Annotated in this window: 21 protein-coding genes; 14 read left to right on the top strand and 7 right to left on the bottom strand. The window is 69.1% G+C overall.

Annotated elements, in window-relative coordinates:
- The first annotated feature begins 7 nt into the window (after window positions 1–7).
- The 4 genes from ACYVKL_RS19220 (at window position 8) to ACYVKL_RS19205 (ending at window position 7,640) form a co-directional block, all read left to right on the top strand.
- Window positions 8–2,779 (top strand): circularly permuted type 2 ATP-grasp protein, encoded by a 2,772-nt coding sequence (locus ACYVKL_RS19220; RefSeq protein ID WP_379165116.1) that lies wholly within the window; start codon window positions 8–10, stop codon window positions 2,777–2,779.
- On the top strand, window positions 2,779–3,675 hold the full coding sequence (locus tag ACYVKL_RS19215) for a transglutaminase family protein (protein ID WP_379165114.1): 897 nt from the start codon (window positions 2,779–2,781) through the stop codon (window positions 3,673–3,675). The genes ACYVKL_RS19220 and ACYVKL_RS19215 overlap by 1 nt, the downstream gene beginning before the upstream one ends.
- 198 nt (window positions 3,676–3,873) lie before the next feature.
- The gene (gene leuA, locus ACYVKL_RS19210; RefSeq protein WP_379165112.1) at window positions 3,874–5,676 is read left to right on the top strand and encodes a 2-isopropylmalate synthase; all 1,803 of its coding nucleotides are present in this window, start codon (window positions 3,874–3,876) and stop codon (window positions 5,674–5,676) included.
- A gap of 158 nt (window positions 5,677–5,834) precedes the next feature.
- Window positions 5,835–7,640, top strand: coding sequence for a MinD/ParA family ATP-binding protein (locus ACYVKL_RS19205; RefSeq protein WP_379165110.1), 1,806 nt, complete (start codon window positions 5,835–5,837; stop codon window positions 7,638–7,640).
- Window positions 7,641–7,715: 75 nt separating this feature from the next.
- Here the strand turns inward: ACYVKL_RS19205 and ACYVKL_RS19200 are convergent, their stop codons facing one another.
- Together ACYVKL_RS19200 and ACYVKL_RS19195 are read right to left on the bottom strand one after the other, a co-directional pair.
- Window positions 7,716–8,705: an LLM class F420-dependent oxidoreductase gene (locus tag ACYVKL_RS19200; protein ID WP_357190014.1), complete on the bottom strand. Its 990-nt coding sequence runs from the start codon at window positions 8,703–8,705 to the stop codon at window positions 7,716–7,718.
- 102 nt (window positions 8,706–8,807) lie between these two features.
- A complete protein-coding gene (locus ACYVKL_RS19195; protein WP_357192349.1) occupies window positions 8,808–9,707 on the bottom strand; it encodes a LysR family transcriptional regulator in 900 nt (299 codons plus the stop codon).
- Window positions 9,708–9,914: 207 nt separating this feature from the next.
- Here ACYVKL_RS19195 and ACYVKL_RS19190 point away from each other — a divergent pair, with 207 nt between their 5' ends.
- The 7 genes from ACYVKL_RS19190 (at window position 9,915) to ACYVKL_RS19160 (ending at window position 18,348) form a co-directional block, all read left to right on the top strand.
- Window positions 9,915–10,892 carry an EamA family transporter gene (locus ACYVKL_RS19190; protein WP_379165108.1) on the top strand — a complete coding sequence of 326 codons (978 nt, stop codon included), beginning with the start codon at window positions 9,915–9,917 and terminating at the stop codon, window positions 10,890–10,892.
- A gap of 126 nt (window positions 10,893–11,018) precedes the next feature.
- Window positions 11,019–12,785 (top strand): hydroxysqualene dehydroxylase, encoded by a 1,767-nt coding sequence (locus tag ACYVKL_RS19185; RefSeq protein WP_379165106.1) that lies wholly within the window; start codon window positions 11,019–11,021, stop codon window positions 12,783–12,785.
- Between the two features lie 65 nt (window positions 12,786–12,850).
- The gene (locus ACYVKL_RS19180) at window positions 12,851–13,471 is read left to right on the top strand and encodes a pyridoxamine 5'-phosphate oxidase family protein (protein ID WP_379165104.1); all 621 of its coding nucleotides are present in this window, start codon (window positions 12,851–12,853) and stop codon (window positions 13,469–13,471) included.
- Between the two features lie 88 nt (window positions 13,472–13,559).
- Window positions 13,560–14,792, top strand: coding sequence for a Mur ligase family protein (locus tag ACYVKL_RS19175; protein ID WP_357192350.1), 1,233 nt, complete (start codon window positions 13,560–13,562; stop codon window positions 14,790–14,792).
- Window positions 14,789–15,502 (top strand): type 1 glutamine amidotransferase, encoded by a 714-nt coding sequence (locus ACYVKL_RS19170; protein WP_213558905.1) that lies wholly within the window; start codon window positions 14,789–14,791, stop codon window positions 15,500–15,502. Before ACYVKL_RS19175 ends, ACYVKL_RS19170 begins: the two co-directional genes overlap by 4 nt.
- Before the next feature lie 157 nt (window positions 15,503–15,659).
- The gene (locus ACYVKL_RS19165; RefSeq protein WP_460772319.1) at window positions 15,660–17,288 is read left to right on the top strand and encodes a GMC oxidoreductase; all 1,629 of its coding nucleotides are present in this window, start codon (window positions 15,660–15,662) and stop codon (window positions 17,286–17,288) included.
- Window positions 17,289–17,568: 280 nt separating this feature from the next.
- A complete protein-coding gene (locus tag ACYVKL_RS19160) occupies window positions 17,569–18,348 on the top strand; it encodes an ion transporter (protein ID WP_379165102.1) in 780 nt (259 codons plus the stop codon).
- A 4-nt stretch (window positions 18,349–18,352) separates the two neighbouring features.
- Here ACYVKL_RS19160 and ACYVKL_RS19155 read toward each other — a convergent pair whose 3' ends face one another.
- From ACYVKL_RS19155 to ACYVKL_RS19140, 4 genes are all read right to left on the bottom strand, one after another.
- On the bottom strand, window positions 18,353–19,561 hold the full coding sequence (locus tag ACYVKL_RS19155) for a low temperature requirement protein A (protein WP_379165100.1): 1,209 nt from the start codon (window positions 19,559–19,561) through the stop codon (window positions 18,353–18,355).
- A 73-nt stretch (window positions 19,562–19,634) separates the two neighbouring features.
- Window positions 19,635–20,246 (bottom strand): SRPBCC family protein, encoded by a 612-nt coding sequence (locus ACYVKL_RS19150; protein ID WP_379165098.1) that lies wholly within the window; start codon window positions 20,244–20,246, stop codon window positions 19,635–19,637.
- 193 nt (window positions 20,247–20,439) lie between these two features.
- The gene (locus ACYVKL_RS19145) at window positions 20,440–20,622 is read right to left on the bottom strand and encodes a DUF1918 domain-containing protein (RefSeq protein WP_213558910.1); all 183 of its coding nucleotides are present in this window, start codon (window positions 20,620–20,622) and stop codon (window positions 20,440–20,442) included.
- 31 nt (window positions 20,623–20,653) lie between these two features.
- Entirely contained in the window at window positions 20,654–21,232 is a 579-nt protein-coding gene (locus ACYVKL_RS19140) for a TetR/AcrR family transcriptional regulator (RefSeq protein ID WP_379165096.1), read from the bottom strand.
- Window positions 21,233–21,304: 72 nt separating this feature from the next.
- On the opposite strand from ACYVKL_RS19140, the gene ACYVKL_RS19135 reads away from it, so the two are divergent.
- From ACYVKL_RS19135 to ACYVKL_RS19125, 3 genes are all read left to right on the top strand, one after another.
- Window positions 21,305–21,889: a dihydrofolate reductase family protein gene (locus ACYVKL_RS19135; protein WP_379165788.1), complete on the top strand. Its 585-nt coding sequence runs from the start codon at window positions 21,305–21,307 to the stop codon at window positions 21,887–21,889.
- Window positions 21,890–22,001: 112 nt separating this feature from the next.
- On the top strand, window positions 22,002–23,267 hold the full coding sequence (locus tag ACYVKL_RS19130) for an aspartate kinase (protein WP_213558912.1): 1,266 nt from the start codon (window positions 22,002–22,004) through the stop codon (window positions 23,265–23,267).
- Window positions 23,268–23,271: 4 nt separating this feature from the next.
- Window positions 23,272–24,303 carry an aspartate-semialdehyde dehydrogenase gene (locus ACYVKL_RS19125; protein WP_379165094.1) on the top strand — a complete coding sequence of 344 codons (1,032 nt, stop codon included), beginning with the start codon at window positions 23,272–23,274 and terminating at the stop codon, window positions 24,301–24,303.
- A 69-nt stretch (window positions 24,304–24,372) separates the two neighbouring features.
- Here the strand turns inward: ACYVKL_RS19125 and ACYVKL_RS19120 are convergent, their stop codons facing one another.
- Window positions 24,373–24,573 carry a hypothetical protein gene (locus tag ACYVKL_RS19120; RefSeq protein ID WP_379165092.1) on the bottom strand — a complete coding sequence of 67 codons (201 nt, stop codon included), beginning with the start codon at window positions 24,571–24,573 and terminating at the stop codon, window positions 24,373–24,375.
- Window positions 24,574–24,633: the final 60 nt, after the last annotated feature.

Genomic DNA, 24,633 nt, shown 5'->3' with positions numbered 1-24,633 from the left:
GGTTGCGGTGACAGTGCTCGACGCAGTGCCGCCCGGAGACGCCACGCCGGGAGAACCGGATCGGTGGGCCGCCCTGTCCGCGCGCCGCGAGGTGCTCGAGGAATTCGCGAACTACCGTGCCGCCGCGGCCGCCACCGGCTCCCGCGACGCCTGCGGGCTGACCACCGGCGGCTTCTACGACGAGCTGGCCGACCGGGACGGCCGGTTGCGCGGCATGTGGGCGGACCTCTCCGCCGACGTTCTCGACCAGGGCCGGGAAGGCCTGCGGCGCATCGACACCCGGGTGCGCCGGCTCATCGAGGACGACGGCATCACCTATACCGAACTGACCCCCTCCGACGCGCCTGCCACCCCCTCGCCGTGGCGGCTGGACCCGATTCCGCTGCTGCTCTCCGACGCCGAGTGGGCCACGCTGGAATCCGGTGTGGTGCAACGCTCCCGGCTGCTCGACGCGGTCCTCGCCGACGTCTACGGTCCGCGCCGCACCCTCACCGAAGGACTGCTGCCGCCGCAGCTCGTCTTCGCCAATCAAAAGTATGTGCGCGCCGCACATGGCATTTCGCTTCCAGGTCGGCATCAGCTGTTCCTTCATGCCTGCGATGTCAGCCGCTGGGACGACGGCGGCTTCCGGGTGCTCGCCGACTGGGCGCAGGCCCCGTCCGGCGCGGGCTACGCGCTGGCCGACCGCCGCGTCGTCTCCGCCGCCATCCCCGAGGCGTTCGAACTGGCCAGTCCCCGGCCGCTCACCCCGTTCGTGCGGGCCATGCGGCTCATGCTCATCGAGGCCGCGCCCCGGGCTGCCGACGAGGACCCCGTGGTCGTGGTGCTGAGCCCCGGCGTGCACTCCGAAACCGCTTTCGATCAGGCGTATCTGGCGTCGGTGCTGGGCTTCCCGCTGGTCGAGTCCGCCGATCTGGTGGTGCGTGACGGCCGGTTGTGGATGCGTTCGCTGGGCACCCTGAAGCGGGTCGACGTGGTGCTTCGCCGGGTGGACGCCGAATTCTCCGATCCCCTGGATTTGCGGCCGGATTCGCGGCTGGGCGTGGTCGGGCTGGTGGAAGTGCTGCGCCGCGGCGCGGTCACCGTCGTCAACACGCTCGGCAGCGGGCTGCTGGAGAGCCCTGGCCTGGCTCCGTTCCTGCCGCGTTTGGCGCGCCGGCTGCTGGACGAGGAACTGGCGTTGCCCGGGGTCGAATCCTATTGGGGTGGAGACGATTCCGAACGCTCACACCTGACCGCCAACCTGCACCGACTGGTATTGCGCTCGACCATCGACGGCGCCGCGATCTTCGGCCCCGTGCTCACCGCCGCCCAGCGCGCGCACTGGCGGGCCCGGATCGAGGCCGAGGGCTGGAAGTGGGTGGGGCAGGAACCCGCCCGGTTCTCGGTCGCGCCGGCGGTGGACGGCGCCGGCGGACTCGCCGCCGCACCTGTCGCCGTCCGGCTGTTCTCGCTGGCCGGGCGCGTCGGATACCGCGTCATGCAAGGCGGATTGGGGCAACTGCATCAGCGTGGCGGACCGGACGGCATGGTGGGGGAGGCCGCCGCCAAGGACGTCTGGGTACGCGCCACCCCCGCCGAGGTGCCCGCCGTGCCCGCGGTCGAGGTGCCGGAGGAACGCGAGCGCCTGGCGGCGGCCGTCGCGCCGGTCGACGTGGTCAGCTCGCCGCGCGTGCTCGACGACCTGTTCTGGCTGGGCCGCTACGGCGAGCGCGCCGAGGTCACCGTGCGCCTGCTCGCCGCCATCCACGACCGCCACCAGGACTACCGTTACCGGCCGTGGATGGAGGGCGCGGAGGCCATGCCCATCCTGATGGCCGCGCTGGGTCGCATGACCGGTACCGCTCCGCCCGCCCCGCGCCGGGCACCCGTGCCGAAACCCGTAGCGGTACCGGAAGAGCTGGCGGAGCCGCCACGCAATCGGCGGCAGCGCGAGTACTCCGACGAACCGACCGTCCCGATCGCGCTGCCGGGCGCGTCCCGCCGCGACCACGACTACCTGGTCTCGCTGACCGTCGACCGCGAGTTCGCCGGTTCCGTCGCGTTCTCCCTGGAGCACTACGCCAAAGCCGCTCGCGCCGTCCGCGATCAACTCTCGCCCGATACCTGGATGGTGCTCGGCTCCCTCGACCGCGCCCTGTCCGAATACCGTGACGCGCTGGGCGATCGGGGCGCGGCCCTGTCCACCGTCCATTCCCGCGCCCTGTCCGCGCTGCTGGCGCTCACCGGGATCGACGCGGAATCGACGGTCCGCGACACCGGTTGGCACGTCATGGACATCGGCCGCCGGCTGGAACGCGCCCTCGCGCTGGCGGCGCTGCTCACCGCCGCGCTCACCGGCACGCACCCGCCCGAGGCGAGCCGGGTGATCACCGACGTGGTGCTGCAGGCCACCGTCTCCGCGGTGAGTTACCGCCGCCGCCACCGGGATTCGGTGCGGATCGCCGCCGTGGCCGGCCTGCTGCTGTTCGACGAGCACAATCCGCGGTCGCTGGCCTACCAGCTGCAACGACTCGACGACGACTTCCAGGCGCTGCCCGGCGTCTCCGGATCCGCGCGCCCGCAACGACTCCTGGCCGACGCCCAGCGCATGCTGCGCCGCGTCGACCCGGCCGACCTGGAAACGGTGGCAGCCGACGGCCGTCGCGCCGAACTGGCCGACCTGCTCGACGGCGTCCACCTGCGCCTGCGCAAGCTCTCCGAATCCTTCGAGGCGACCAGGCTGTCGGTGCCGCTCGAGATCCAGCCGCTGTGGGGCTCCACCCGGGTGGTGGGGTGATGCGCCGCTACCGGGTGCTGCATCGCACCGTCTACGAGTACTCGGACGTGGTCAGCAGTTCCTACGGGCGCGCCTATCTGACGCCGCGCGAGTTCCCGGGCCAGCGGCTGCTCGCCCATGACACCCGCGTCGACCCGATGCCATCGGACCGGTCGGTCGGCACCGACGTGTACGGCAACACCACCCTTTATTTCCACGTCACCGCCGGACACCGTCGCCTCGAGGTCACCGGCGAATCCCTCGTCGAGGTCACCCCGCCCGGCCCGCCCGCCGCACAGCCCGCCTGGGAACAGGCCCGCCCGAGCGCCGGAAACGGCCCGCTCGCCGTGGAATTCACCCTCGACCTGACCCCGTCCGAGATCACCCCCGAAGTCGCGGCCTACGCCGCCCAGTCCTTCCCGCCCGGCCGCCCCCTGCTGGACGCCGTGCGGGAACTCACCACCCGCATCCACACCGACTTCGCCTACGAATCCGGCTCCACCACCGTCAGCACCAGCGTCGCCGACGTGTTCTCCGAACGCCGCGGCGTCTGTCAGGACTTCGCCCGCCTCGGCATCGCCTGCCTGCGCTCACAGGGCCTGGCCGCCCGCTACGTCTCCGGCTACCTCGCCACCGACCCGCCCCCCGGCAAGGAACGGATGGTCGGCGCGGACGCCACCCACGCCTGGGCCGACGTCTGGCTGCCCGGCGGCGCGGGCCGGTGGATCGGCTTCGACCCGACCAACGACCAGTTCGCCGACGACCGCTACGTCACCGTCGCCTGGGGCCGCGACTACGCCGACGTCCCCCCGCTGCGCGGCATCATCTATACCGACGCCCGCGAATCGACCATCACCGTCTCCGTCGATGTCGCCCCGATCCCGCCCGATGTCCCACCGGCCGAGCCGGGGGAGTGACACACTCGGACTGTGGCCCCCGCCTCCCCGACTTCCAGGCGCCTATCGCGCCCCTGTAAACTTCTGACCATCATGCAGCGGGCACTTCTCCTCGGCCGCCGCGACGGGGTCTGATTCGGACCGGCTCCCGCCGCGGGGATCTGCCATGCCGGTCTACCCCATACCTGGGATCCAGCCACACCCTCGGAGATAATCGCCATGTCACCCGCTGACGCTTTCACATCCGGTACGCGCAACATCACCGCGCCGTCCAAGCCCGCGCCCGCTGACCAGCCGGCGTGGAACAAGCAGAAGAACTCCTCGATGCCGGTGTTCCGGTACCGGCCCTTCGCCGAGGAGGTCGAGCCCGTCGAGCTGCCCGACCGCACCTGGCCGGACAAGATCATCGACCGCGCGCCCGGCTGGTGCGCCGTGGACCTGCGCGACGGCAACCAGGCGCTGATCGACCCGATGAGCCCCGCCCGCAAGCGTCGCATGTTCGACCTGCTGGTGCGGATGGGCTACAAGGAGATCGAGGTCGGCTTCCCGTCCGCCTCGCAGACCGACTTCGACTTCGTCCGCGAGATCATCGAAGACGGCGCGGTTCCCGACGACGTCACCATCCAGGTGCTGACCCAGTCCCGCGCGGAACTGATCGAGCGCACCTTCGAGGCCTGCGCCGGCGCCCCGAACGTGATCGTCCACTTCTACAACTCCACCTCGATCCTGCAGCGCCGCGTGGTCTTCCGCGCGGACCGGGCCGCGGTCAAGAAGATCGCCACCGACGCCGCGAAGCTGTGCCTGGAGGTCGAGCAGCGGTACCCGGACACCAACTGGCGCTACGAGTACAGCCCCGAGTCCTACACCGGCACCGAGCTGGACTATGCCCGCGAGGTATGTGACGCGGTCTCCGAGATCATCGCGCCGACCCCGCAGAAGCCGCTGATCATCAACCTGCCCGCGACCGTGGAGATGGCGACGCCCAACGTCTACGCCGACTCCATCGAGTGGATGCACCGCAACCTGGCCCGCCGCGACTCCATCCTGCTGTCGCTGCACCCGCACAACGACCGCGGCACCGCCGTGGCCGCCGCGGAACTGGGCTACCAGGCCGGCGCGGACCGCATCGAGGGCTGCCTGTTCGGCAACGGCGAGCGCACCGGCAACGTCTGCCTGGTCACGCTGGGCATGAACATGTTCTCGCGCGGCATCGACCCGCAGATCGACTTCTCCAACATCGACGAGATCCGCCGCACGGTCGAATACTGCAACCAGCTGCCGGTCGCCGAGCGCCACCCCTACGGCGGTGACCTGGTCTACACCGCGTTCTCCGGCTCGCACCAGGACGCCATCAACAAGGGCTTGGACGCCATGAAGGCCGCCGCCGACGCGCAGGGCGCCGACGTGGACGACATCGTGTGGGAGGTTCCGTACCTGCCCATCGACCCGAAGGACGTCGGCCGCACCTACGAGGCCGTGATCCGGGTGAACTCGCAGTCCGGCAAGGGCGGCGTCGCCTACATCATGAAGACCGATCACGGGCTGGTGCTGCCGCGCCGGCTGCAGATCGAGTTCTCGCAGGCCGTGCAGAAGATCACCGACGGCGAGGGCGGCGAGGTCACCCCGAAGGAGATGTGGGACGTCTTCTCCGAGGAGTACCTGACCCCGATCCTGCCGCTGGAGCGCATGCGCCAGAAGGTCACCGCGTCGGAGACCGACGGCGGCGTCGATCACATCGAGGCCGTGGTCAAGGTCGGCGGTGTCGAGCACGCCATCTCCGGTGAGGGCAACGGCCCGCTGGCTGCCTTCATCGACGCGCTGGCCACCATCGACTACGACGTGCGCGTGCTGGACTACAGCGAGCACGCCATGTCCTCCGGCGACGACGCGCAGGCCGCGGCCTACGTGGAATGCGCCATCGGGGACCAGGTTTCGTGGGGTGTCGGCATCGCCACCTCGATCACGACCGCCTCGCTGCGCGCGGTGGTCTCCGCGGTCAACCGCGCTGCCCGCAAGGGCTGAGCGGACCGGGACCGGTACAGCAGAGAAAACGCAGGTAGGAGGGCCCGTCTCGACGTCGTCGAGACGGGCTCGCCGCGTCCACGGGGGCCGATAATGCTAGCGTTGGGTCGCATTAGCGCCGAGCTCTCTGTTCGAGCCGTCGAGCAGATGGGGGACACGTGACTACGAAAGATCAGAATTCGACCGCGAAGCCGGTCGAGGATGTCGACGACGCCCTCGCAGCGGCGGAGGCGGATATTCAGGGCGGGTCCGCCGAGGTGAAGGAATCCGGTTCCGACGCCGAGGAATCGGCCGCCGGGTTCTTCCCGCCGGTGCCGGATTCGATCGACCAGACCGTGGTGTATCCGGGCAACGGGAGTCCCTTCCCGGGTGACGGCCACAATCCGTTCCCGCCGGGCGGCCCGGGACCGTACGGGCAGCCGGGCTTCCCGCCCGCCGGCGGGTTCCCGCCGCCGGACGCCGGACAGTTCGCGCCGCCGCCGAATCCCGGTGCGCCGGGCGGTTTTCCGCCGATCGGCGAGATCCGCGAGCAGACCCCCTACGGCGAGATCCGGCAGGAAATCGGCAGCGACGGCATGGTGCGCCGGGTGTTCCCGGATCAGCAGGGCCACTTCCCCGGTGAGCAGGGCCCCGATCAGTCGGGTCAGCCGGGCGAGCCCGGGCACTTCGGCGGACCCGGACAGCCGGGGCAGTTCGCGCCGTCCAACGATCAGCCGGGCGGGCCGATCTACAGCTGGTCGCCGCCCCCGGCCGCGCCGCCGCAACAGCAGCAGCCGCAGGTGGGTTTCCAGCCGGGCTGGAATCCTCAGCAGCAGCAGGGTTTTGCGCCGCAGGGCGGGTTCGGGCAGCAGTACGGGCAGCAGCCCCCGCCGCCCGGGCATTCGGTGAACGACCTCAACCTGCTTAAGCGGGCTCGGCGGGCGCCGGGCAGCGGCTGGCGGCGCGCCGTGCACAAGGCGTCGGGCGGCGCCATCAACCCGGGCGAGTCGGCCGCGGACGTGGTGCACCGGCAGTTGGTGGACCGGGTGAACCAACCGGTGCGCGGGGACTACCGGATCGCGATCCTGTCGCTCAAGGGCGGCGTCGGAAAGACCACCACCACTGTCGGTCTGGGCTCCACCTTCGCCTCGCTGCGCGGTGACCGGGTGATCGCCATCGACGCCAACCCCGACCTCGGGACGCTCGCGCACCGGGTGCCGCGGCAGACCCGCTCCACGGTGCGAAACCTGCTGGAGGACGGACACATCTCGCGGTACTCGGATGTGCGCGCACACACCTCGCAGGCGCCGAGCCGACTGGAAGTGCTTGCCAGCGAACAGGATCCGGCGGTGTCGGAGGCGTTCTCCGAAGCCGACTACCGCAAGGCCATCGGCATCCTGCAGCAGTTCTACAACATCATCCTGACCGACTGCGGCACCGGCCTGATGCACTCGGCCATGTCCGGCGTGCTGGATATGGCGAGCTCACTGGTGCTCGTCACCTCGCCGGCCATCGACGGCGCGCGCAGCGCCTCGGCCACCCTGGACTGGCTCGACCACCACGGCTACCACAAGCTGGTGGAGCGAACCGTGGTGGTGGTCAACGCCTCTCGCAAGGGATCCTCGACGGTGGACCTGGACCAGCTGCGCAAGCTGTTCCTGGACCGCACCCGCGCCGTGCAGGTCGTCCCGTTCGACGATCACCTGGCCGAGGGCGCGGAGATCGACCTGGAACTGGTCGGCAAGCCCACCCGCCGGGCCCTGCTGGAACTGGCCGCCATGGTGGCCGACGACTTCGGCTATCAGGCTGCCGCGCAAGGGTTCCCGCCCCACCAGGGCGGATTCCAGCCACAGGGCGGCTTCGCGCCGCAACAGGGTGGATTCGCGCCCCAGCACGGTGGCATGCCGCCGCAACCGGGTGGTCTCCCGCCGCAGCAGGGTGGCTTCCCGCCGCAGCCGGGCGGCGGTTTCGCGCCGCAGGGCTGAGTCCCCGCAGGTGAGCCCGACTCGACGAAATGCCCCGCGGTTCAACAGAACCGCGGGGCTTCGTGCATTTGTGAGTCAGCCCTGAACGAGCGGCGACAGGGCCCGCCCGGCCAGTTCCACGGTGCCCGCCTCGTGGCCGTTGGTGACCAGGTTGACGATGATGCCGTCGATGCCGTGGTCGAGGACCCGGGACTGGATCTGCTCGGCCACTTCGTCCGGGGTGCCGACGAATTGGCGGTCGGCGGGGGTGTTGCGCAGCGCCTCGTTGGGCATGGCGCCCAGGTCGGTGATGCCGATCCGGGCCAGCATTTCGGCCTGGGTCTTGCGGGCGCGGTCGCCGTCCTCGTCGACGATGACGAACGCGAGGAAGCTGGTCTCGAGGGTCTTCGGGTCGCGGCCCGCCTCGTCCAGGCGCGCGTGCAGGGCGTCGAGCTTGCGGGGGAGCTCGGAGGCGTTGCAGATGATGTTGAGGTGGTCGGCGAAGCGGGCGGCCAGGCCGAAGGTCTTCTTCTCGCCGCCGCCGCCGAGCAGGATCGGCAGGTCGTCGCGCACCCGCGGCTCGTTCATGGCGTCGTTGGTGCGGTACCACTTGCCGTCGAAGGTGGAGTGCTGCCCGCGCAGCATCGGGGTGATGATCTCCAGGGACTCCTCGAGCTTCTCGAACCGCTCGGTGAAGGTGCCGAAGTCGAAGCCGTACGCCTGGTGCTCGAGCTCGAACCAGCCCGCGCCGATACCGAGCACGGCCCGGCCGCCGCTGACCACGTCGAGGGTGGTGACGGTCTTGGCGGTGAGCGCCGGGTTGCGGTAGGTGTTGCCGGTCACCAAGGCGGACAACTGGATTCGCTCGGTCGAGGCGGCCAGACCGGACAGCGTGGTGTACGCCTCCAGCATCGGCTCCTCGGGCGCCCCGATCAGCGGCAACTGGTAGAAGTGGTCCATCACGAAGGCCGCGTCGAAGCCCGCCGCCTCGGCTTCCCGCGCCTGCGCCGCCACCGCCGGGAAGAGGTCCCGGGGCGCGACCCCGTAGCTGAAGTTCGGCATCTGATACCCGAGTCGAATGCTCATGAGCGCCACGGTAGGACTTGGAGCGCACTCCAAGTCAACAGGTGATTTCCGTGCCGGTCGCCCGGCGTGGCCGGCCCGGACCCCGCCGGGGTCCGCGGCGGGCTATTCCGCCCCGGTGGCGCGGCGGGCGGCGGTCTGGAAGGCGGCGATGACCATGGCGACGGCGGGGCGCTTGTCGGCGTGCGGGCGGGTGGCCAGATCGTAGACGCGGGCCGCGCGCACCCCGGCCAGGCGCAGCATCACCAGGTGCGGGTGGCGGACCGCGTAGCGGGGCATCAGGGCCACCCCGTAGCCGGTGGCCACCAGCGCTTCGATCACGCTGAATTCGTTGAGCCGCTGGGCGATTCGCGGCTGCACCCCGGTCACCGTCGCGATCGAGCGCAGCACGTCGTCGACCGGGAAGCCGGTGCGCACGCTGATCCAGGTCTCGTCGGCCAGTTCCGCGGGCACCACCGCGCCCTGCCGGGCCAGCCGGTGATCGGGCGCGACGACCACGTCGATCGGCTCCCGCATCAGCACCCGCGCGGCCACCCGCGGCCCACTGAGCGACGGCGCGCGCTCGTCGCGATGGGTCAGCACCACGTCGTAATCGGCCAGCAATCGCGGCACCTCGCTGGGCGGCACGTCCTCGTCGCGCGCCACCACGTCCACGCCGCTGTCCTCCAATTCGGCCAGCACGTGCGGCAGCAGCAGGGCGGCGCCGGACGGGAACAGCGCCACCCGCACCCGTCCCCGCGGCTTCCCGCGATACTCGGCCATCTCCGTGACCGCCCGTTCCATCGCGGCGAGCACCTCATCGGCTCGCACGACCAGCGCTCGACCGGCATCGGTGAGCCGTACTCGCCGGCCGTCGGGTTCCAGCAGCGCCACCCCGGCCTCCCGGGCCAGCACCTTCAACTGCTGCGACACCGCCGACGGTGTCATCGACAGCGCCTCGGCCACCGCCGCAACCGTCCCGCGATCGGCCAGTTCGCGCAGCACCCGCAGCCGCTCGAGTGACATGAGCGGCCCGTCGGACCGCGGTGCGGCGGACGCGCCGGCCGTGTCCGGTGGCGGCGGGCCGGTCACGGCCGGGGTTTTGCGGGGGACGCGGCGTGGGGGTGGGACGGAGCGGGGCGGGTCGGGCTGCGGCACGGTTAAGTTCTACTACATTGTTGGTGCAGAATTATTCGATTGTTCTTACTTATTAGCGCCAGCAAGATTTTCGGCATGACCAATCGCGATCGACTGCTCGGGCTCGCCGTCGTGGTGCTGTGGGGGTTGAACTTCCTCGCCATTCACGTCGGGCTGGAGCACTTCCCGCCGTTCTTCTTCGCGGGGCTGCGGTTCGCCGTGATCGCGATCCCGGTGCTGCTGTTCGTGCCGCGGCCGCGGGTTCCGTGGCAGTGGTTGCTGCTCTACGGGATCGGGTTCGGGATCCTGCAGTTCGCGTTCCTGTTCACGGCGTTGCGGGCGGGCATGCCGACCGGGTTGTCCTCGCTGGTGTTGCAGTCCTCGGCGCCGTTCACGGTGCTGCTGGGTGCGGTGTTCCTGCGGGAGCGGTTGCGGGGCGTCCAGCTGGCGGGGATCGCGGTGGCCATGGCGGGGATGGCGGTGATCGGCTGGGATCGGGCGCACCACGCGGCCCTGCTGCCACTGCTGCTGACCTTGCTGGGCGGATTGAGCTGGGCCTTCGGCAATATCGGGTCCCGGCTGGCCGCGGCCGCGTCCGAGAACGTGAACCCGCTGCACCTCACGCTCTGGATGGCCGTGGTGCCGCCGATTCCGATGTTCGCGTTGTCCGCGCTCACCGAGGGGCCGGCCACCGGCTGGAACGACCTGATCGCGTCCTGCTCCTCGACCGGGTGGCCCGCGTTCGCCGCGCTGGCCTACATCGTGGCGCTGGGCACCATCGCGGGCTCGGGGCTGTGGACGTATCTGATGAGCCGCTATCCGGCGAGCACGGTGGCTCCGCTGTCGCTGGCGGTGCCGGTGGTGGGGATCGCCGCCTCCTGGGCCTTCCTGCACGAGACTCCGTCGGCGTTGTCCCTGGTCGGGGCGCTGATCGTGATCGTGGGCGCGTTCACCGCCACCTCGGCGGGCCGTCGGGTGCCGGCGGCCGTGGTCGAGGACGCCACGCCCGGGCCAATTCGACACACCGAGCCGACACGCCAGCCATTTCAAGACCCCAAGCTGGTCGATGCCTAGCTGAGCAGTCCAGTTTGTTGCTGTTCGACCGATATCCGGACCTTCGGGATGAAAATTTCCACCCCAACCGACCATCTGTCTGCGACAGCTCCATAGGATGCTGACCAGGCGTGGGAGGTAACGGGTATGGCAGGACAGCGTTTGTCCGTCACGCGGCGGTCAGTGCTGCGTGGAGCAATAGCGGCCGGGGCGATGGCGGGTGCGGTGGCGGCGGGGGCCGCCCGTCCGACCTCCGCCCGCGCGGCCGCGGGACGTCGGGTAGCCGTGCTGGGCGGTGGCGTCGCGGGCCTGACCGCGGCACACGAACTGGCCGAACGCGGCTTCGAGGTGACCCTGTACGAGCGGCGGGCGCTGGGCGGCAAGGCCCGCAGCATCCTCGTCCCGGGCAGCGGCAAGGACGGCCGGCCGGAACTGTGGGGTGAGCACGGATTCCGCTTCTTCCCCGGCTTCTACCGCCATATTCCCGACACCATGCGGCGAATACCGTTCGCGGGCAATGCCAATGGTGTGTGGGACAACCTGGTGGCGGCATCGGAGGTGCGCTTTTCGCGCAAGGGCGCCGACGACACCATCATCCCCATGGGCAAGGCCGGAAAGCCCTGGACCAACCCCGACAGCTTCCGCGAGACCGTCGGGTCGGCCATCACCACCTCCACCAATATGGGCACCTCCGATGCCCTCTACTTCGCCAATCGCCTGCTGGTCTTCAACACCAGCTGCGACGCCCGCCGCAACGGGCAGTGGGACGGCGTCCCGTGGCGCGACTACGTGGGCGCGGGCAAGCGCTCCAACGAATTCCGCATGCTGTTGTCCCGCACGCTCACCACGCTGCTGGTGGCCGCCAAGGACGACAAGGCCAGCACCCGCACCATCGGCAACATGGGCGAACAGTTCCTGGGGAACCCGCTCGAGACCGGCAATGACGGGCCGCTGGACCGGCTGCTGAACGGGGCCACCAACGAGGCCTGGATCGATCCCTGGGTCAACCGGCTGCGGGAGCTCGGCGTCACCTTCGTCAACGCCGAGATCCGCGGACTGGAACTGGACGGGGCTCGCATTTCCGGTGCGCGGGTGGTGGATTCGTCGGGAGCGGCCCAGACGGTCGAGGCCGACCACTTCGTGAGCGCACTGCCGGTGGAGGTGGCGCGCACCCTGTGGACGCCCGAAATCCTGTCGCTGCGACCGGAATTGGCGGGCATGAGCCAGCTGACGGTGGACTGGATGAGCGGCATCCAGTTCTTCCTGCGCCGCCGCACCGATATCGCCCGCGGTCACGTCGCCTATGTGGACTCGCCCTGGTCGCTGACCTCGATCGCGCAGGGCCAGTTCTGGAATCGCACGCCCGTCACCGGTCTGGGCGACGGCTCGATCCAGGACTGCCTGTCGGTCGACATCTCCGACTGGAACACCCCCGGCATCCTCTACGGTAAACCGGCCAAGGAGTGCACGCACGAGGAGATCGCCCGCGAGACCTGGGCGCAGCTCGGCGCGCACCTCAACGACCGCGGTGAACTGCTCGGCAAGGACGACCTGCACTCCTGGTTCCTCGACACCGGCATCGCCTGGGACGCCTCGCAGCAGCGCAACACCAATGCCGACCCGTTGCTGATCAATACCGCGGGTTCGCTGGCGCTGCGGCCGTATTCGCATGCCGATTCGCTCCAGAACCTGTACCTGGCAGGTGATTACGTGCGCACCAACGTGGACCTCGCCACCATGGAGGGTGCGTCCGAGTCGGCCCGGGCCGCGGTGAACAAGCTGCTGGAGGTGACGGGCTCCGACGCACCCCGTTGCCAGGTGTTCACGCTGTACCGCGCGCCGGAGCTGGAGCCGTTCCGGCAGCTGGACATCGCGCGCTACACGGCGGGGCAGCCGAACCTGTTCGACGCCTAGGCGATTCCTCACACCGGCGGAAAAGGGCTGGTGTGAGGGCCCCGCCCGCGCGTTCAATCGAGTACATGAGCGAGATCACGGACCCGGTCGAACTGCGTGAACTGCTGGGGGAGGTCGCGCCGCGGCCCCGGAACAAGGACCGCTACTCCCTGCACGAGTGGGATCGTGAATGGATCGCGCGGTCGCCGTTCGTGGTGCTGGCCACCAGTGACGCGGACGGCAACTGCGATGCCTCGCCGAAGGGCGATCCGGCCGGGTTCGTGAAGGTGCTCGACGACAAGACGATCGCCATCCCCGAGCGGCCCGGTAACCGCCGCGCCGACGGGTACCTCAATATCCTCAGCAATCCGCACGTCGGCGTGATCTTCCTGATCCCGGGCCGCGGTGACACGCTGCGGATCAACGGGCGCGCCCGATTGCTCCGGGACGCACCGTATTTCGACGACATGGTGGTGAAGGGGCATCGCCCGATCCTGGCCATCGAGGTCGATATCGAGCAGATCTTCTTCCACTGCAGCAAGGCGTTCCTGCGCAGCGGGCTGTGGAAGCCGGAGCAGTGGCCCGAGGACACGCTGCCGGGCGTCGCGCGCTTGGTGAAGGACGTGGTGCCCGGGACCGAGACGCTGGCCGAGCTGGAGGCGTATTACACCGGCCCGGGCTACGAGAAGATGCTTTACAACGGCTGATTGCGGCGCGAATCACGCGGTGGGCCCCGGCACCGCCTGCACGGTGGAAGCGCCGCACCAATAAACTCGCGTCGTGGCAGACATCTCGATGCGCGGACAGCTGGCGCTGCGGGCGGCGACGGCAGCGTCGTGGGCTTCGCGGCGGGCCGGGCGGGGCAACGGCTCGATGATCGGCGGGCTGATCGCGCTGAAGATCGATCCGTCGCTGATGACGCAGCTGGGCCGCGGCAAACGCACGGTGCTGGTGACCGGCACCAACGGCAAGTCCACCACCACCCGCATGACCACCGCGGCGCTGCAGTCGCTGGGCCGGGTCGCCACCCAGGCCGACGGCGCGAACATGGACGCCGGGATCGTGGCCGCGCTCACCGCGCACCGGACCGCCCCGCTGGCGGCCATCGAGGTCGACGAACTGCACCTGCCGCACGTCGCCGACGCGTTGAACCCGTCGGTGGTGGTGCTGTTGAACCTGTCGCGCGACCAGCTGGACCGGGTCGGCGAGATCAATATGATCGAGCGCCGCCTGCGTGAGGGCATGGCCCGGCACCCCGCCGCCGTCCTCGTCGCCAATTGCGACGACGTGCTGATCACCTCCATCGCCTACGACCACCCGAACGTGGTGTGGGTCTCGGCCGGCAGCGGCTGGGCGGTGGACGCCACCAGCTGCCCGCGCAGCGGTGAGCCCATCGTGTGGGAGGGCGAGCACTGGTACAGCACCGGCGCCGATTTCAAGCGCCCCGAACCGCAGTGGCGGGTCGACGAGCAGGGCCTGCACGGTCCCGACGGCCTGGAACTGCCGCTCTCCCTGGCCCTTCCGGGTCGCGCCAATCGCGGCAATGCCGCCCAGGCGGTGGCCGCCGCGGTCGCGCTGGGCGCGGATCCGGCCGCGGCCGCCGCGGCGACCGGCACCGTGACCGAGATCGCGGGCCGCTACCGCAGCGTCGACGTCGACGGCCGCAGCACCCGCATGCTGCTGGCCAAGAACCCGGCCGGCTGGCAGGAGGCGCTGTCCATGATCGACCCGGCCGCAACGGGTCTGGTGATCGCGGTCAACGGCCAGGTGCCCGACGGCGAAGACCTGTCCTGGCTGTGGGACGTGCGTTTCGAGCACTTCGAGGGCACCCAGGTGGTGGCCGCCGGTGAGCGCGCCACCGATCTCGCGGTGCGCCTCACCTACGCCGGCGTCGACCACATCACGGTGGCGGATCCCTTGCGCGCCATCGCCTCCTGCCCGCCCGGACGGGTCGAGGTGCTGGCCAACTACACCGCGTTCCGCGACCTGAACCGCGACCTCGAAGAGAAGACGGGCGCCAAGGCATGACACGAGAATCGACCGTCCGCATCGGGCTGGTGCTCCCCGACGTCATGGGCACCTACGGCGACGGCGGCAATGCCGTGGTGCTGCGTCAGCGCCTGCGCATGCGCGGCTACGACGCCGAGATCGTCGAGATCCCGCTCACCGAGCCGGTTCCCAACTCGCTGGACCTCTACACCCTCGGCGGCGCGGAGGATTCGGCGCAGCGGCTGGCCACCCGCCACCTGCAGCGGTATCCGGGCCTGCAGGAGGCCGCCGGGCGGGGTGCGCCGGTGCTGGCCATCTGCGCGGCCATCCAGGTGCTCGGCCACTGGTACGAGACGTCGTCGGGGGAGCGGGTCGACGGTGTGGGCCTGTTCGACGTCACCACGTCGCCGCAGGACAAGCGGGCCATCGGCGAGGTGGCGACCCAGCCGCTGGTGCCGGGCCTGTCGCAGCCGCTGACCGGTTTCGAGAACCACCGTGGCGGAACCAAACTCGGCGGTGACGCCAAGCCGCTGGCCCGGGTCACCAAGGGCGTCGGCAACGGCGTCGGGGACGGTCTCGAGGGTGTGATGCAGGGTTCGGTGCTCGGCACCTACATGCACGGTCCGGCGCTGGCCCGCAATCCGGAGCTCGCCGACTACCTGCTGGGCCGGGCGCTGGGTGTGGATTCCCTTGCGCCGCTGGAGCTTCCGGAGGTCGAGCAGCTGCGCCGGGAGCGTCTGCGGGCCTGATCGCAAGGTATTCGCCGGTCGTTATTCGACCGGTGGACCTGTGGTCGGACATAGCGGTCACGCATATTCCGTTGGTGATCTCTCACCAAGGTATTGAGGCCGTGGCGACCGGCCGGTAATCTCGCGCGCGGTCACGCGTGATGAGGGAGGTGACCGGTTGCGTAGGCGCACCATGCTGAAGGCTGCTGGGTTGGCGGCTGTACTGGCGGGCGTCGGAACGGGTGCCGCTACGCGCGGCGCCGGGTCCGCGTCGGCCAATCCGTTGTGGAACGCGCTGTTCGAGGCGTGGGTCCCGGAAATCTTTGCGCCGCTGCCCGATCCCCCCGAACACAGCGAAGCCATCGTCATCGGCTCCGGATTCGGCGCCGCGGTGACCGCGTTGCGGCTGGCCGAGGCGGGCGTGCAGAACACGGTGCTGGAGCGCGGCTCCCGCTGGCCCAACGACCCGTGGCGCGAGATCTTCACCGGCGACGACCTGCCGGACGGGCGCGGCTTCTGGCATCGCACCAGCTTCACCGGCGTCACCAAGGTGCCGGTGCCGTGCGCGGACTTCGGCGGCGTGCTCGATGTCACCGAGTACCCCGGCATCGACGTGTGGCGGGCGTCCGCGGTGGGCGGCGGGTCGATCGTGTTCAGCGGCGCCATGGTCGCGCCGCCGAAGCACCTGTTCGACCACGTCTTCGGTGGCGTGGTGAACTTCGACGAACTGGATTCGGTGTACTACCCGCGGGTGCGGCAGATGCTGCGGCTGTCCACCATGCCGCAGGACGTCTACGATTCCGCGCCGTTCGCGCACTCCCGGGTGTGGGATCAGCAGGTGCGGGCCGCGGGTTACGCGCCGCAGCCCAATGATTCGATCTTCAACTGGGATGTGGTGCGCGCCGAGCTGGCGGGCAACAGCCGGCCGTCGGCGACCGCGGCGCGCAGCAATCTCGGCAACTCCAACGGCGCCAAGTTCGATCTGAACCAGAACTACCTGCGCTACGCGGAGGGCACCGGCCGCTCGGCCATCTTCCCCGGCCACCGGGTCGATACCATCGGCCAGGACGCCAACGGGAAATACGTTGTCACCGTGAGCAAGCTGGCCCCCACCGGTCAGGTGCTGCGCACCCGCACCCTCACCTGTGACCGACTATTCCTGGGTGCCGGCTCGGTCGGCACCTCCGAGCTGCTGGTGCGCGCACAGGCCACCGGCACGCTGCGCAACCTCAACGAGCACGTCGGCGACGGCTGGGGCACCAACGGCGACGTCGTGCTGGCGCGCAGCTTCAGCTACCCGTCCATGAACGGCGGTGGCGTGCCCAGCGCGAGCCGCATCTTCGACGACGCGGGAATGCCACTGCACCTGGAGAACTGGTACGTGCCGGGGATTCCGATGGACACCGGGGCCATCGCCTCGCTGGGCATCGTGCTGGACCCGACCCGCGCCCGCTTCGGCTACGACCGCGGCCGCAACGCGGTGGGGCTGGCCTGGCCGCGCGAGGCGCAGGATCAGATCGTGGCGGCGTGCCGCGCGGTGGATCACCGGGTGGGGCAGGCCAGTGGCGCGATGGTGGATTACACCGCCATCGGATTCGACGCGCAGGGCTTCTTCACCGCGCACCCGCTCGGCGGCGCGGTGCTCGGGCGGGCCACCGACGGCTACGGCCGGGTCATCGGCCACCCGGGCCTGTACGTGATGGACGGCGCGGGCATCCCCGGCAGCACCGCGACGGTGAACCCGTCGCTCACCATCACCGCGCTCGCCGAACGCAATATCGAGGCCATCATCCGCGCCGGAAGTTAGCCGGGCGGGCGGTTTTTCGCCGCTGTCCACAGTTCCCACAGGGGCTGTGGACAAACTTGCTTTGCGGAATTCTGCGATCGGGAAAGTCGACCACTGGGGATAGCTGCGACGCGGAATAGTGGCTCAGCGGTGGCATGGGTCGTGTAAACAGGTGCTAGAAGGTTCGTGGCCCGTCTCGTTCTGGACTGAGCGGAGCGGGGGAGCGAAGCGGAGGAGCGGAGGGAGGGAAGAACGAGACCTCCAGGGCCGCGAACCCGCCCGGAGCGCAGCGGAGGGCAAATTGGACACCGAGTATCCACGCAAGCCCCCCGCCCTGTGGAGCGACTTCCTCATGCTCGCGCTCGCGGTGGTCTCGGTCGTGCTGGTCACGTGGATCACCTTCTTCCACGTCTCGGACCACACCTACCGGCTGATCCGGATCGCGGACTACAGCGTCTGCGGGGTGTTCGCGGCCGAATTCCTGTGGCGCTGGCGGCGTGAGGGCTGGAGCTGGACGTTCCCGTTCATCTACTGGTACGAGGTCCTCGGCATGATTCCGGTGACCAGCCCGTTCTTCCGCGGGTTCCGGCTGCTGCGGATCGTGGTGATCGCGGTGCGGCTGGGCCGGGTCGCCGACCGCGCCTTCGGCGACCGGATCACCGCGGCCATCGTGAACCGGTCCCTCGGCGCCATCATCGAGGCGATCGAGCGCCCGCTGACCATCCGGGTGCTGGACGAGGTGGGCGAGGTGCTGCGCGCCGGGCACTACACCCGCAATATCGCGAATGCGCTGGAGGAGAACCGTTCCGAGATCGATCAGATGATCGTCGAGGTGATCCGCAGCGACCCGCAGCTGGGGAAGGTGCGCTACATCCCCTTCCACGAGGAGATGATCCGCGGCATCGCCGACGCCAGCTTCCGCGTCATCTTCCAGGTGCTGGCCGATTCGCGCACCGACGAACTGGTCGCGGACGCGCTGCGGGAGAACATCAATCAGATCCGCGACGCCGTGCACGCGGGCACCCGGGTGCCGGAGTCGATCGATCACCGGCTCGCCCCGGGCGCCGGAGCGCCCGTCTGACGGCTCAGTTCAGCCCGTGCCGGATGAGATCGCGCGGCTGGGCATACCGCACCACCTCGAACACGATCAGCGCCAGCAGCACCGCGCACAGGATGCCCAGCGCGGCCAGTGCGGGCAGCGCGGAGGCGAGCGGAATCAGCGCCAGCAGCACCACCGCCGTCACCAGCCGCGGCACCAGCACCTTGCCGGTCGCGTAGTGCCGGAACCCGACCAGCGCGACCAGATACGCCACCACGCCGCCGTACAGCGCGAACAGCGGAATCCCGTGCAGCTGATCGCTGAGCGAATGTCCTTGCGCGCCACCCACGTAGTTGAGCACCTTCTTCAAACCCAGTGCCATCGACACGATTCCGGCGATCATCGGGAAGTGCCAGAAGGTATAGCAGTTGCGGGCGATCTGGATGCGGCGCTCGCCACCGGCATGGTGCATGGCGCGCTCCACCACCAGGGCGGCCACGTCGAAGTAGGCCCACCACAGCAGTCCGGCCACCCCGAGCCCCAACATCGAGCCGACGGTGATCGACCAGGAGATCGGCAGTCCGGCCACGCCGACGCCGATGGACACGATCGATTCGCCCAGCGCGATGATGACGATCAGCCCGTACCGTTCGGCGAAGTGCGAGGGCGAGTAGAGCCGCCATTCGTTGCCCGCGAAGAAGGTCCAGCCCATGTCCCACACCAGGGCGGCCAGCCACAGCCCCAGCTGGGCGGCGCCGGTGGTGGTCGCGCCCGCCACCAGCAGCACGCTGGCGACGCTGAGTGATCCTGCGGCCCAGCGGATCACCTGCCGCCGCAACTGGGCGTCGTGCGCGCTGGCCATCCAGAACACGGCCAGGTGCGTGAGCCGGACGATCAGGTAGGCGATCACGAAGACCAGCGGCCCGTACCAGCCGCCGGGCAGATCGCGGAAGGCCTCGGGGATGGTGAGCGCGATGATGAACACCGCCCCCATGGCCGCGAACATGGCCACCCGGGCGATGCCCTCGTCGGCCTTGATCACATTGCCGAGCCAGGAGTAGCCGATCCAGGCCCACCACAGCATGGCCAGGATCAGCAGTGCGCGCAGCAGATTGACGCCGGTGGCGTCGTGCGCGGCGAAGTCGGTGACCATGGTGAAGGCGAAGACGATCACCAGGTCGAAGAACAGTTCCAGCTGGGTCACCGAGGCGTCCTCGGCGACCGGGGTCATGCGGGTGCGAACCGAACCGGGCATGGCAGACATACTGCCGTCTCGAGCTCACGAACGGCAGTGCCGACGGCGAGTGTTCGCCGCCGGCGTGACGCGATTACGCGGTGCCGAAGCCGGGTTCGAAGTTGCGGCCGTAGTCGAGGCGCTGTGCGTAGCCGGCCTGCGGGTAGCCGGGCTGGGCGTATCCGGCCTGGTCGTACGGGGCCGGTTCGGCGTAGGGCGCGGCCTCGGTGGCTTCGGCCGGAGCCTCGAGCTCGCCGAGTCCCTGTAGGCCGGTGACGGATTCGACGAAGGCGATGAAGTTGCTGATCATCGTCTCGCCCTCGCGTCGCGCGCTGCGCTTGAGGACCATGCCGGGCACCGGGATCGGCAGGTAGAGCTCCGAGTGGTACCAGACTTCGGTTGCGCCGTCCTCGAATTCGGCGAGGTCGAACCAGCCCTTGCCGCCGGCACCGGCGCTGGACTCGGTGACCTGCCATTCGACGCGGTTCTCGGTGCAGGTGTACTCCACGACCTGGCGGTCGGGCCGGCCCATCAGGCTGGCCGAGATGTACACGCGCTTCGGGCGGCCGAAGTCGTCGCGGCTGGCGACCCGGACATCCTGGTGCGAGGGCGACCAATCGGGCATCTGCTCGACCATGAGCAACGCGTCCATCACCTGATCGGGATCAAGGTCGATCACGAACCGGTGGTCAGTTTTCGTGCGCATATCTACCCTCCACTCGGGGACCGATTGTGACCAGGGTCGCTCCGAGAGTCAACTGTGCACGCCACCGCTCTTGACCGACTGGTCGGTCTGGTTTGTCGCAATGTCCCTGCTCGGCGCAGGTATCCATCCGGGCCGGGGTCGTGCCGGAATTCATTTCCGGAGGCGGCGCCCGCGACCCGCTGACTGGGACGCCTCAGCCGTGTTTCACTTCCGAGTCCGGACCCGGGAACACCAGGTTCGTCCGGCCGTCGGGGAAGCGCACCACGTAGGGCGGTTCCCCGTCCTCGCCGCGCACCTCGACGATCTCCGCGGTGTGATCGGGGAGTCCGACATTTCGCCCGTGAACGACCAGTTGGTCACCGACAGTTGCTCGCATACCTGCGATTCTCCTCCCGGAGTGATCCCGGTCACAAGGCGGGGATGGCGCGGTCGACCGCCACTCGGATCAGCCGCGCCGCTTCCTCGTCACCGAAGATGCCGGGCAGCGTGAGCCTTTCGACGATCAGCCAGTTCAGGGCCAGGAACAGCAGAATTACCGAGTCCGCGTCGCCGGGCAGGCCGGAGTCCAGATGGTTGCGGACATTGAATTCGATGTCGGCGCGCACCCGTTCGGTGAGGATCGTCTGCAGCTCCGGGCGACGGGTGGCTTCCAGGCGTAATTCCAGCAGGGCGAGGTAGCCGGTGCGGAACCCGGTGATCCGGGTGACCGTCTCGGTCATCAGCTCCGCGATGGTTTTGCGGGTGCGTGGGCCGGTGAAGAGGTGGTTCATCGTCTCGGCGCTGGGTTGTAGCCGCTCGTAGAAGCGATGGCCGGCCTGGATGAAGAGCTCGTCCCGATTCGGGAAGTAGTTGGAGGCCGTGCCCGCGGGTACGGCCGCCTCCTTGTCGACCGCGCGGAAGGTTAGCCCGCGGGCGCCGTCGCGGGCCAGGACCTCGATGGCGGCGTCGATCAGGGCATTGCGTCGTTCCGGGTTCGTTCGAACCATTGACACCACTCCATCTGTAGTACTACGTTCGTAACCACTACGGACACAGTACTACGAATGGGGCGGTACAACATGCGAAACCTCGTCTACTACGTGGCGGTCTCCCTGGACGGTTACATCGCGGGTCCGGAAGGTCAGGTCGACTTCTATCCGGTGGCCGACGACATGGCAGCCTGGTTCAACGAGCGGTACCCCGAGGCTGTCCCGACGCACATCCGCCCGCACGCGGGCCTTCCGGTCGATACGCCCAACAAGGAATGGGACACCTTGCTCATGGGCCGTGGCACCTACGAGCCCGCGCTCGCCGTGGGCATCGCCAGCCCGTACGACCACCTGAAGCAGTACGTTTTCTCTACAACCCTCGCCCCCGTGGACAACCCGCAGGTGGAAGTGGTGGCCGGCGATCCGGTCGAGCTGGTGCGCCGATTGAAGCAGGAAGCGGGTAAGGACATCTGGCTCTGTGGCGGCGCGAACCTGGCCGGGCAGCTGGCCGACGAGGTCGACCGGATGATCATCAAGAGTTACCCGGTGATCGCGGGCGCGGGCCTGCCACTCTTCTCCGGCGGATTCCGGCCCGCTCGATTCACCGTTACCCAACGCCGCGAATTCAGTAACGGGGCCCAGGTGACCTGGTTGGACCGGGTGCGGCCGGAATAGCCGGCCGATGGCCGAAAGCGGCCGACGAGAGGTGGGGCGAAATCTCGTGGACCTGGGCCGGTAGTCTTGACCCTCGGTAGCAGCAGTTTGTCGATCTTGGAGGATTTCCGCCGTGGCTCTCGTCGTCCAGAAGTACGGAGGATCCTCGGTCGCCACCGCCGAGCGCATCCGGAGAGTCGCCGAGCGGATCGTCGAGACCAAGAAGCTGGGCCACGATGTGGTCGTGGTGTGTTCGGCCATGGGCGACACCACCGACGAACTCCTGGATCTGGCCCAGCAGGTCGCGCCCGCCGCGCCCGCCCGCGAGATGGACATGCTCCTCACTTCCGGTGAGCGCATCTCCAACGCGTTGGTGGCCATGGCCATTCACTCGCTCGGCGCCGAGGCCCGGTCCTTCACCGGCTCGCAGGCCGGTGTCATCACCACCGGTACGCACGGCAACGCCAAGATCATCGATGTGGCCCCGGGCCGGGTGCAGCAGGCGCTCGGCGAGGGCACCATCGTGCTGGTCGCGGGTTTCCAGGGCGTGTCCCAGGACAGCAAGGACGTGACCACGCTGGGTCGCGGTGGTTCCGACACCACCGCGGTCGCGCTGGCCGCCGCGCTCAATGCCGACGTGTGCGAGATCTACACCGATGTGGACGGCGTGTTCAGCGCCGACCCGCGCATCGTCTCCGATGCCCAGAAGCTGGACTCCGTCTCCTACGAGGAGATGTTGGAGATGGCCGCCTGTGGCTCGAAAGTTCTCATGCTGCGTTGCGTCGAGTACGCACGCCGCTACAACGTGCCCGTCCATGTGCGGTCCTCGTACACGGATAAGACGGGCACCATGATTACCGGATCGATGGAGGACATCCCCTTGGAGCAAGCAATCCTCACGGGCGTCGCGCACGACCGCAGCGAGGCCAAGGTGACCGTGGTCGGCATTCCGGACAAGCCGGGCTACGCCGCCAAGGTGTTCCGCGCGGTCGCCGATGCCGAGATCAACATCGACATGGTGCTGCAGAACATCTCCAAGGTGGACACCGGCAAGACCGACATCACCTTCACCCTGCCCAAGCTGGAGGGCCCGCGCGCCGTCGAGCTGCTCACCAAGCAGCAGGGCGACATCGGCTTCTCCCAGGTCACCTACGACGATCACATCGGCAAGGTGTCGCTGGTCGGCGCGGGCATGAAGTCGCACCCGGGTGTGACCGCCACCTTCTGTGAGTCGCTCGCGGACGCGGGCATCAACATCGACCTGATCTCCACCTCGGAGATCCGGATCTCGGTGCTGGTCAAGGACACCGACCTGGACGAGGCCGTGAAGGTGCTGCACTCGGCGTTCGATCTGGGCGGCGACGAGGTCGCCGTGGTGCACGGCGGAACGGGACGGTAGAGCCATGGGTGTGCGGGTAGGCGTCGTCGGCGCGACCGGTCAGGTCGGCGCTGTCATGCGAAAGCTGCTGGAGGAGCGCAACTTCCCGGCCGACGAGGTGCGTTTCTTCGCGTCCTCGCGCTCGGCGGGCAAGACGCTGCCGTTCCGCGGCAAGGACATCGTGGTCGAGGACACCGAGACCGCGGATCCGACCGGACTGGACATCGCGCTGTTCTCGGCCGGCGCCACCATGTCCCGGGTGCAGGCCCCGCGTTTCGCGGCCGCCGGGGTCACGGTCATCGACAACTCCTCGGCCTGGCGCAAGGATCCCGAGGTGCCGCTGGTGGTCTCCGAGGTGAACCCGGAAGCGACCCGCAACCTGGTCAAGGGCATCATCGCCAACCCGAACTGCACCACCATGGCCGCCATGCCGGTGCTCAAGGTGCTGCACGACGAGGCCGGTCTGCAGCGGCTGATCGTGTCCAGCTACCAGGCGGTTTCGGGCTCCGGCCTGGCCGGTGTGGAGGAGCTGGCCTCGCAGGTGCGCGCGGTGATCGGCGATGCCGAGAAGCTGGTGCACGACGGTTCGGCCGTGGACTTCCCGGCGCCGAACAAGTACGTGGCCCCCATCGCCTTCGATGTGATCCCGCTCGCGGGCGCACTGGTGGACGACGGCAGCGGTGAGACCGACGAGGATCAGAAGCTGCGCAACGAGTCCCGCAAGATTCTGGGTCTGCCGGACCTGCTGGTGAGCGGTACCTGCGTGCGCGTGCCGGTGTTCACCGGGCACTCGCTGTCGATCAATGCCGAGTTCGCCCGGCCGATCTCGGTGGAGCGCGCGGAGGAGCTGCTGGCCGAGGCGGCCGGTGTGAAGCTGACCGATGTGCCGACTCCGCTGGCCGCCGCCGGGCAGGACGAGTCGCTGGTGGGTCGTATCCGCCAGGATCCGGGTGTGCCGGACGGGCGCGGTTTGGCACTGTTCATCTCCGGCGACAATCTGCGTAAGGGCGCCGCGCTGAACACCATTCAGATCGCGGAAGTTCTTTTGAACAACTGATCAGTTCTCTGATCGAACTATCCGTTACGGACCGTGCACACAATGTGCGCGGTCCGTTTTCGGATATGGTCAATCGGTCCAGAGTTCCGCGCACGGCAGTGGCGCGAGCCGATCGATGGGCATGCCGTCGATGGTGACTTCAATGCGATGCGGTCGCAAATGCGCAGCGAGGCGTTCCGCAATTGCTCGCTCGGCGCGGTAATCCAAGATCATTCCGCCAGGAAACCGCAGGTGCACATGGACTTCGTCGGTTTCGGTGCCGGCGGTCATCGCGCGGGCGCCCGGTGGGTGGCTGGTTGACCTTTCCTCGTGCGTGAGTTCCGGTTACCC

The sequence above is a fragment of the Nocardia tengchongensis genome, from assembly GCF_054781395.1.
Note: the sequence above shows the minus strand (reverse complement) of the source record. Positions and strands in the feature narration are given on the sequence as shown.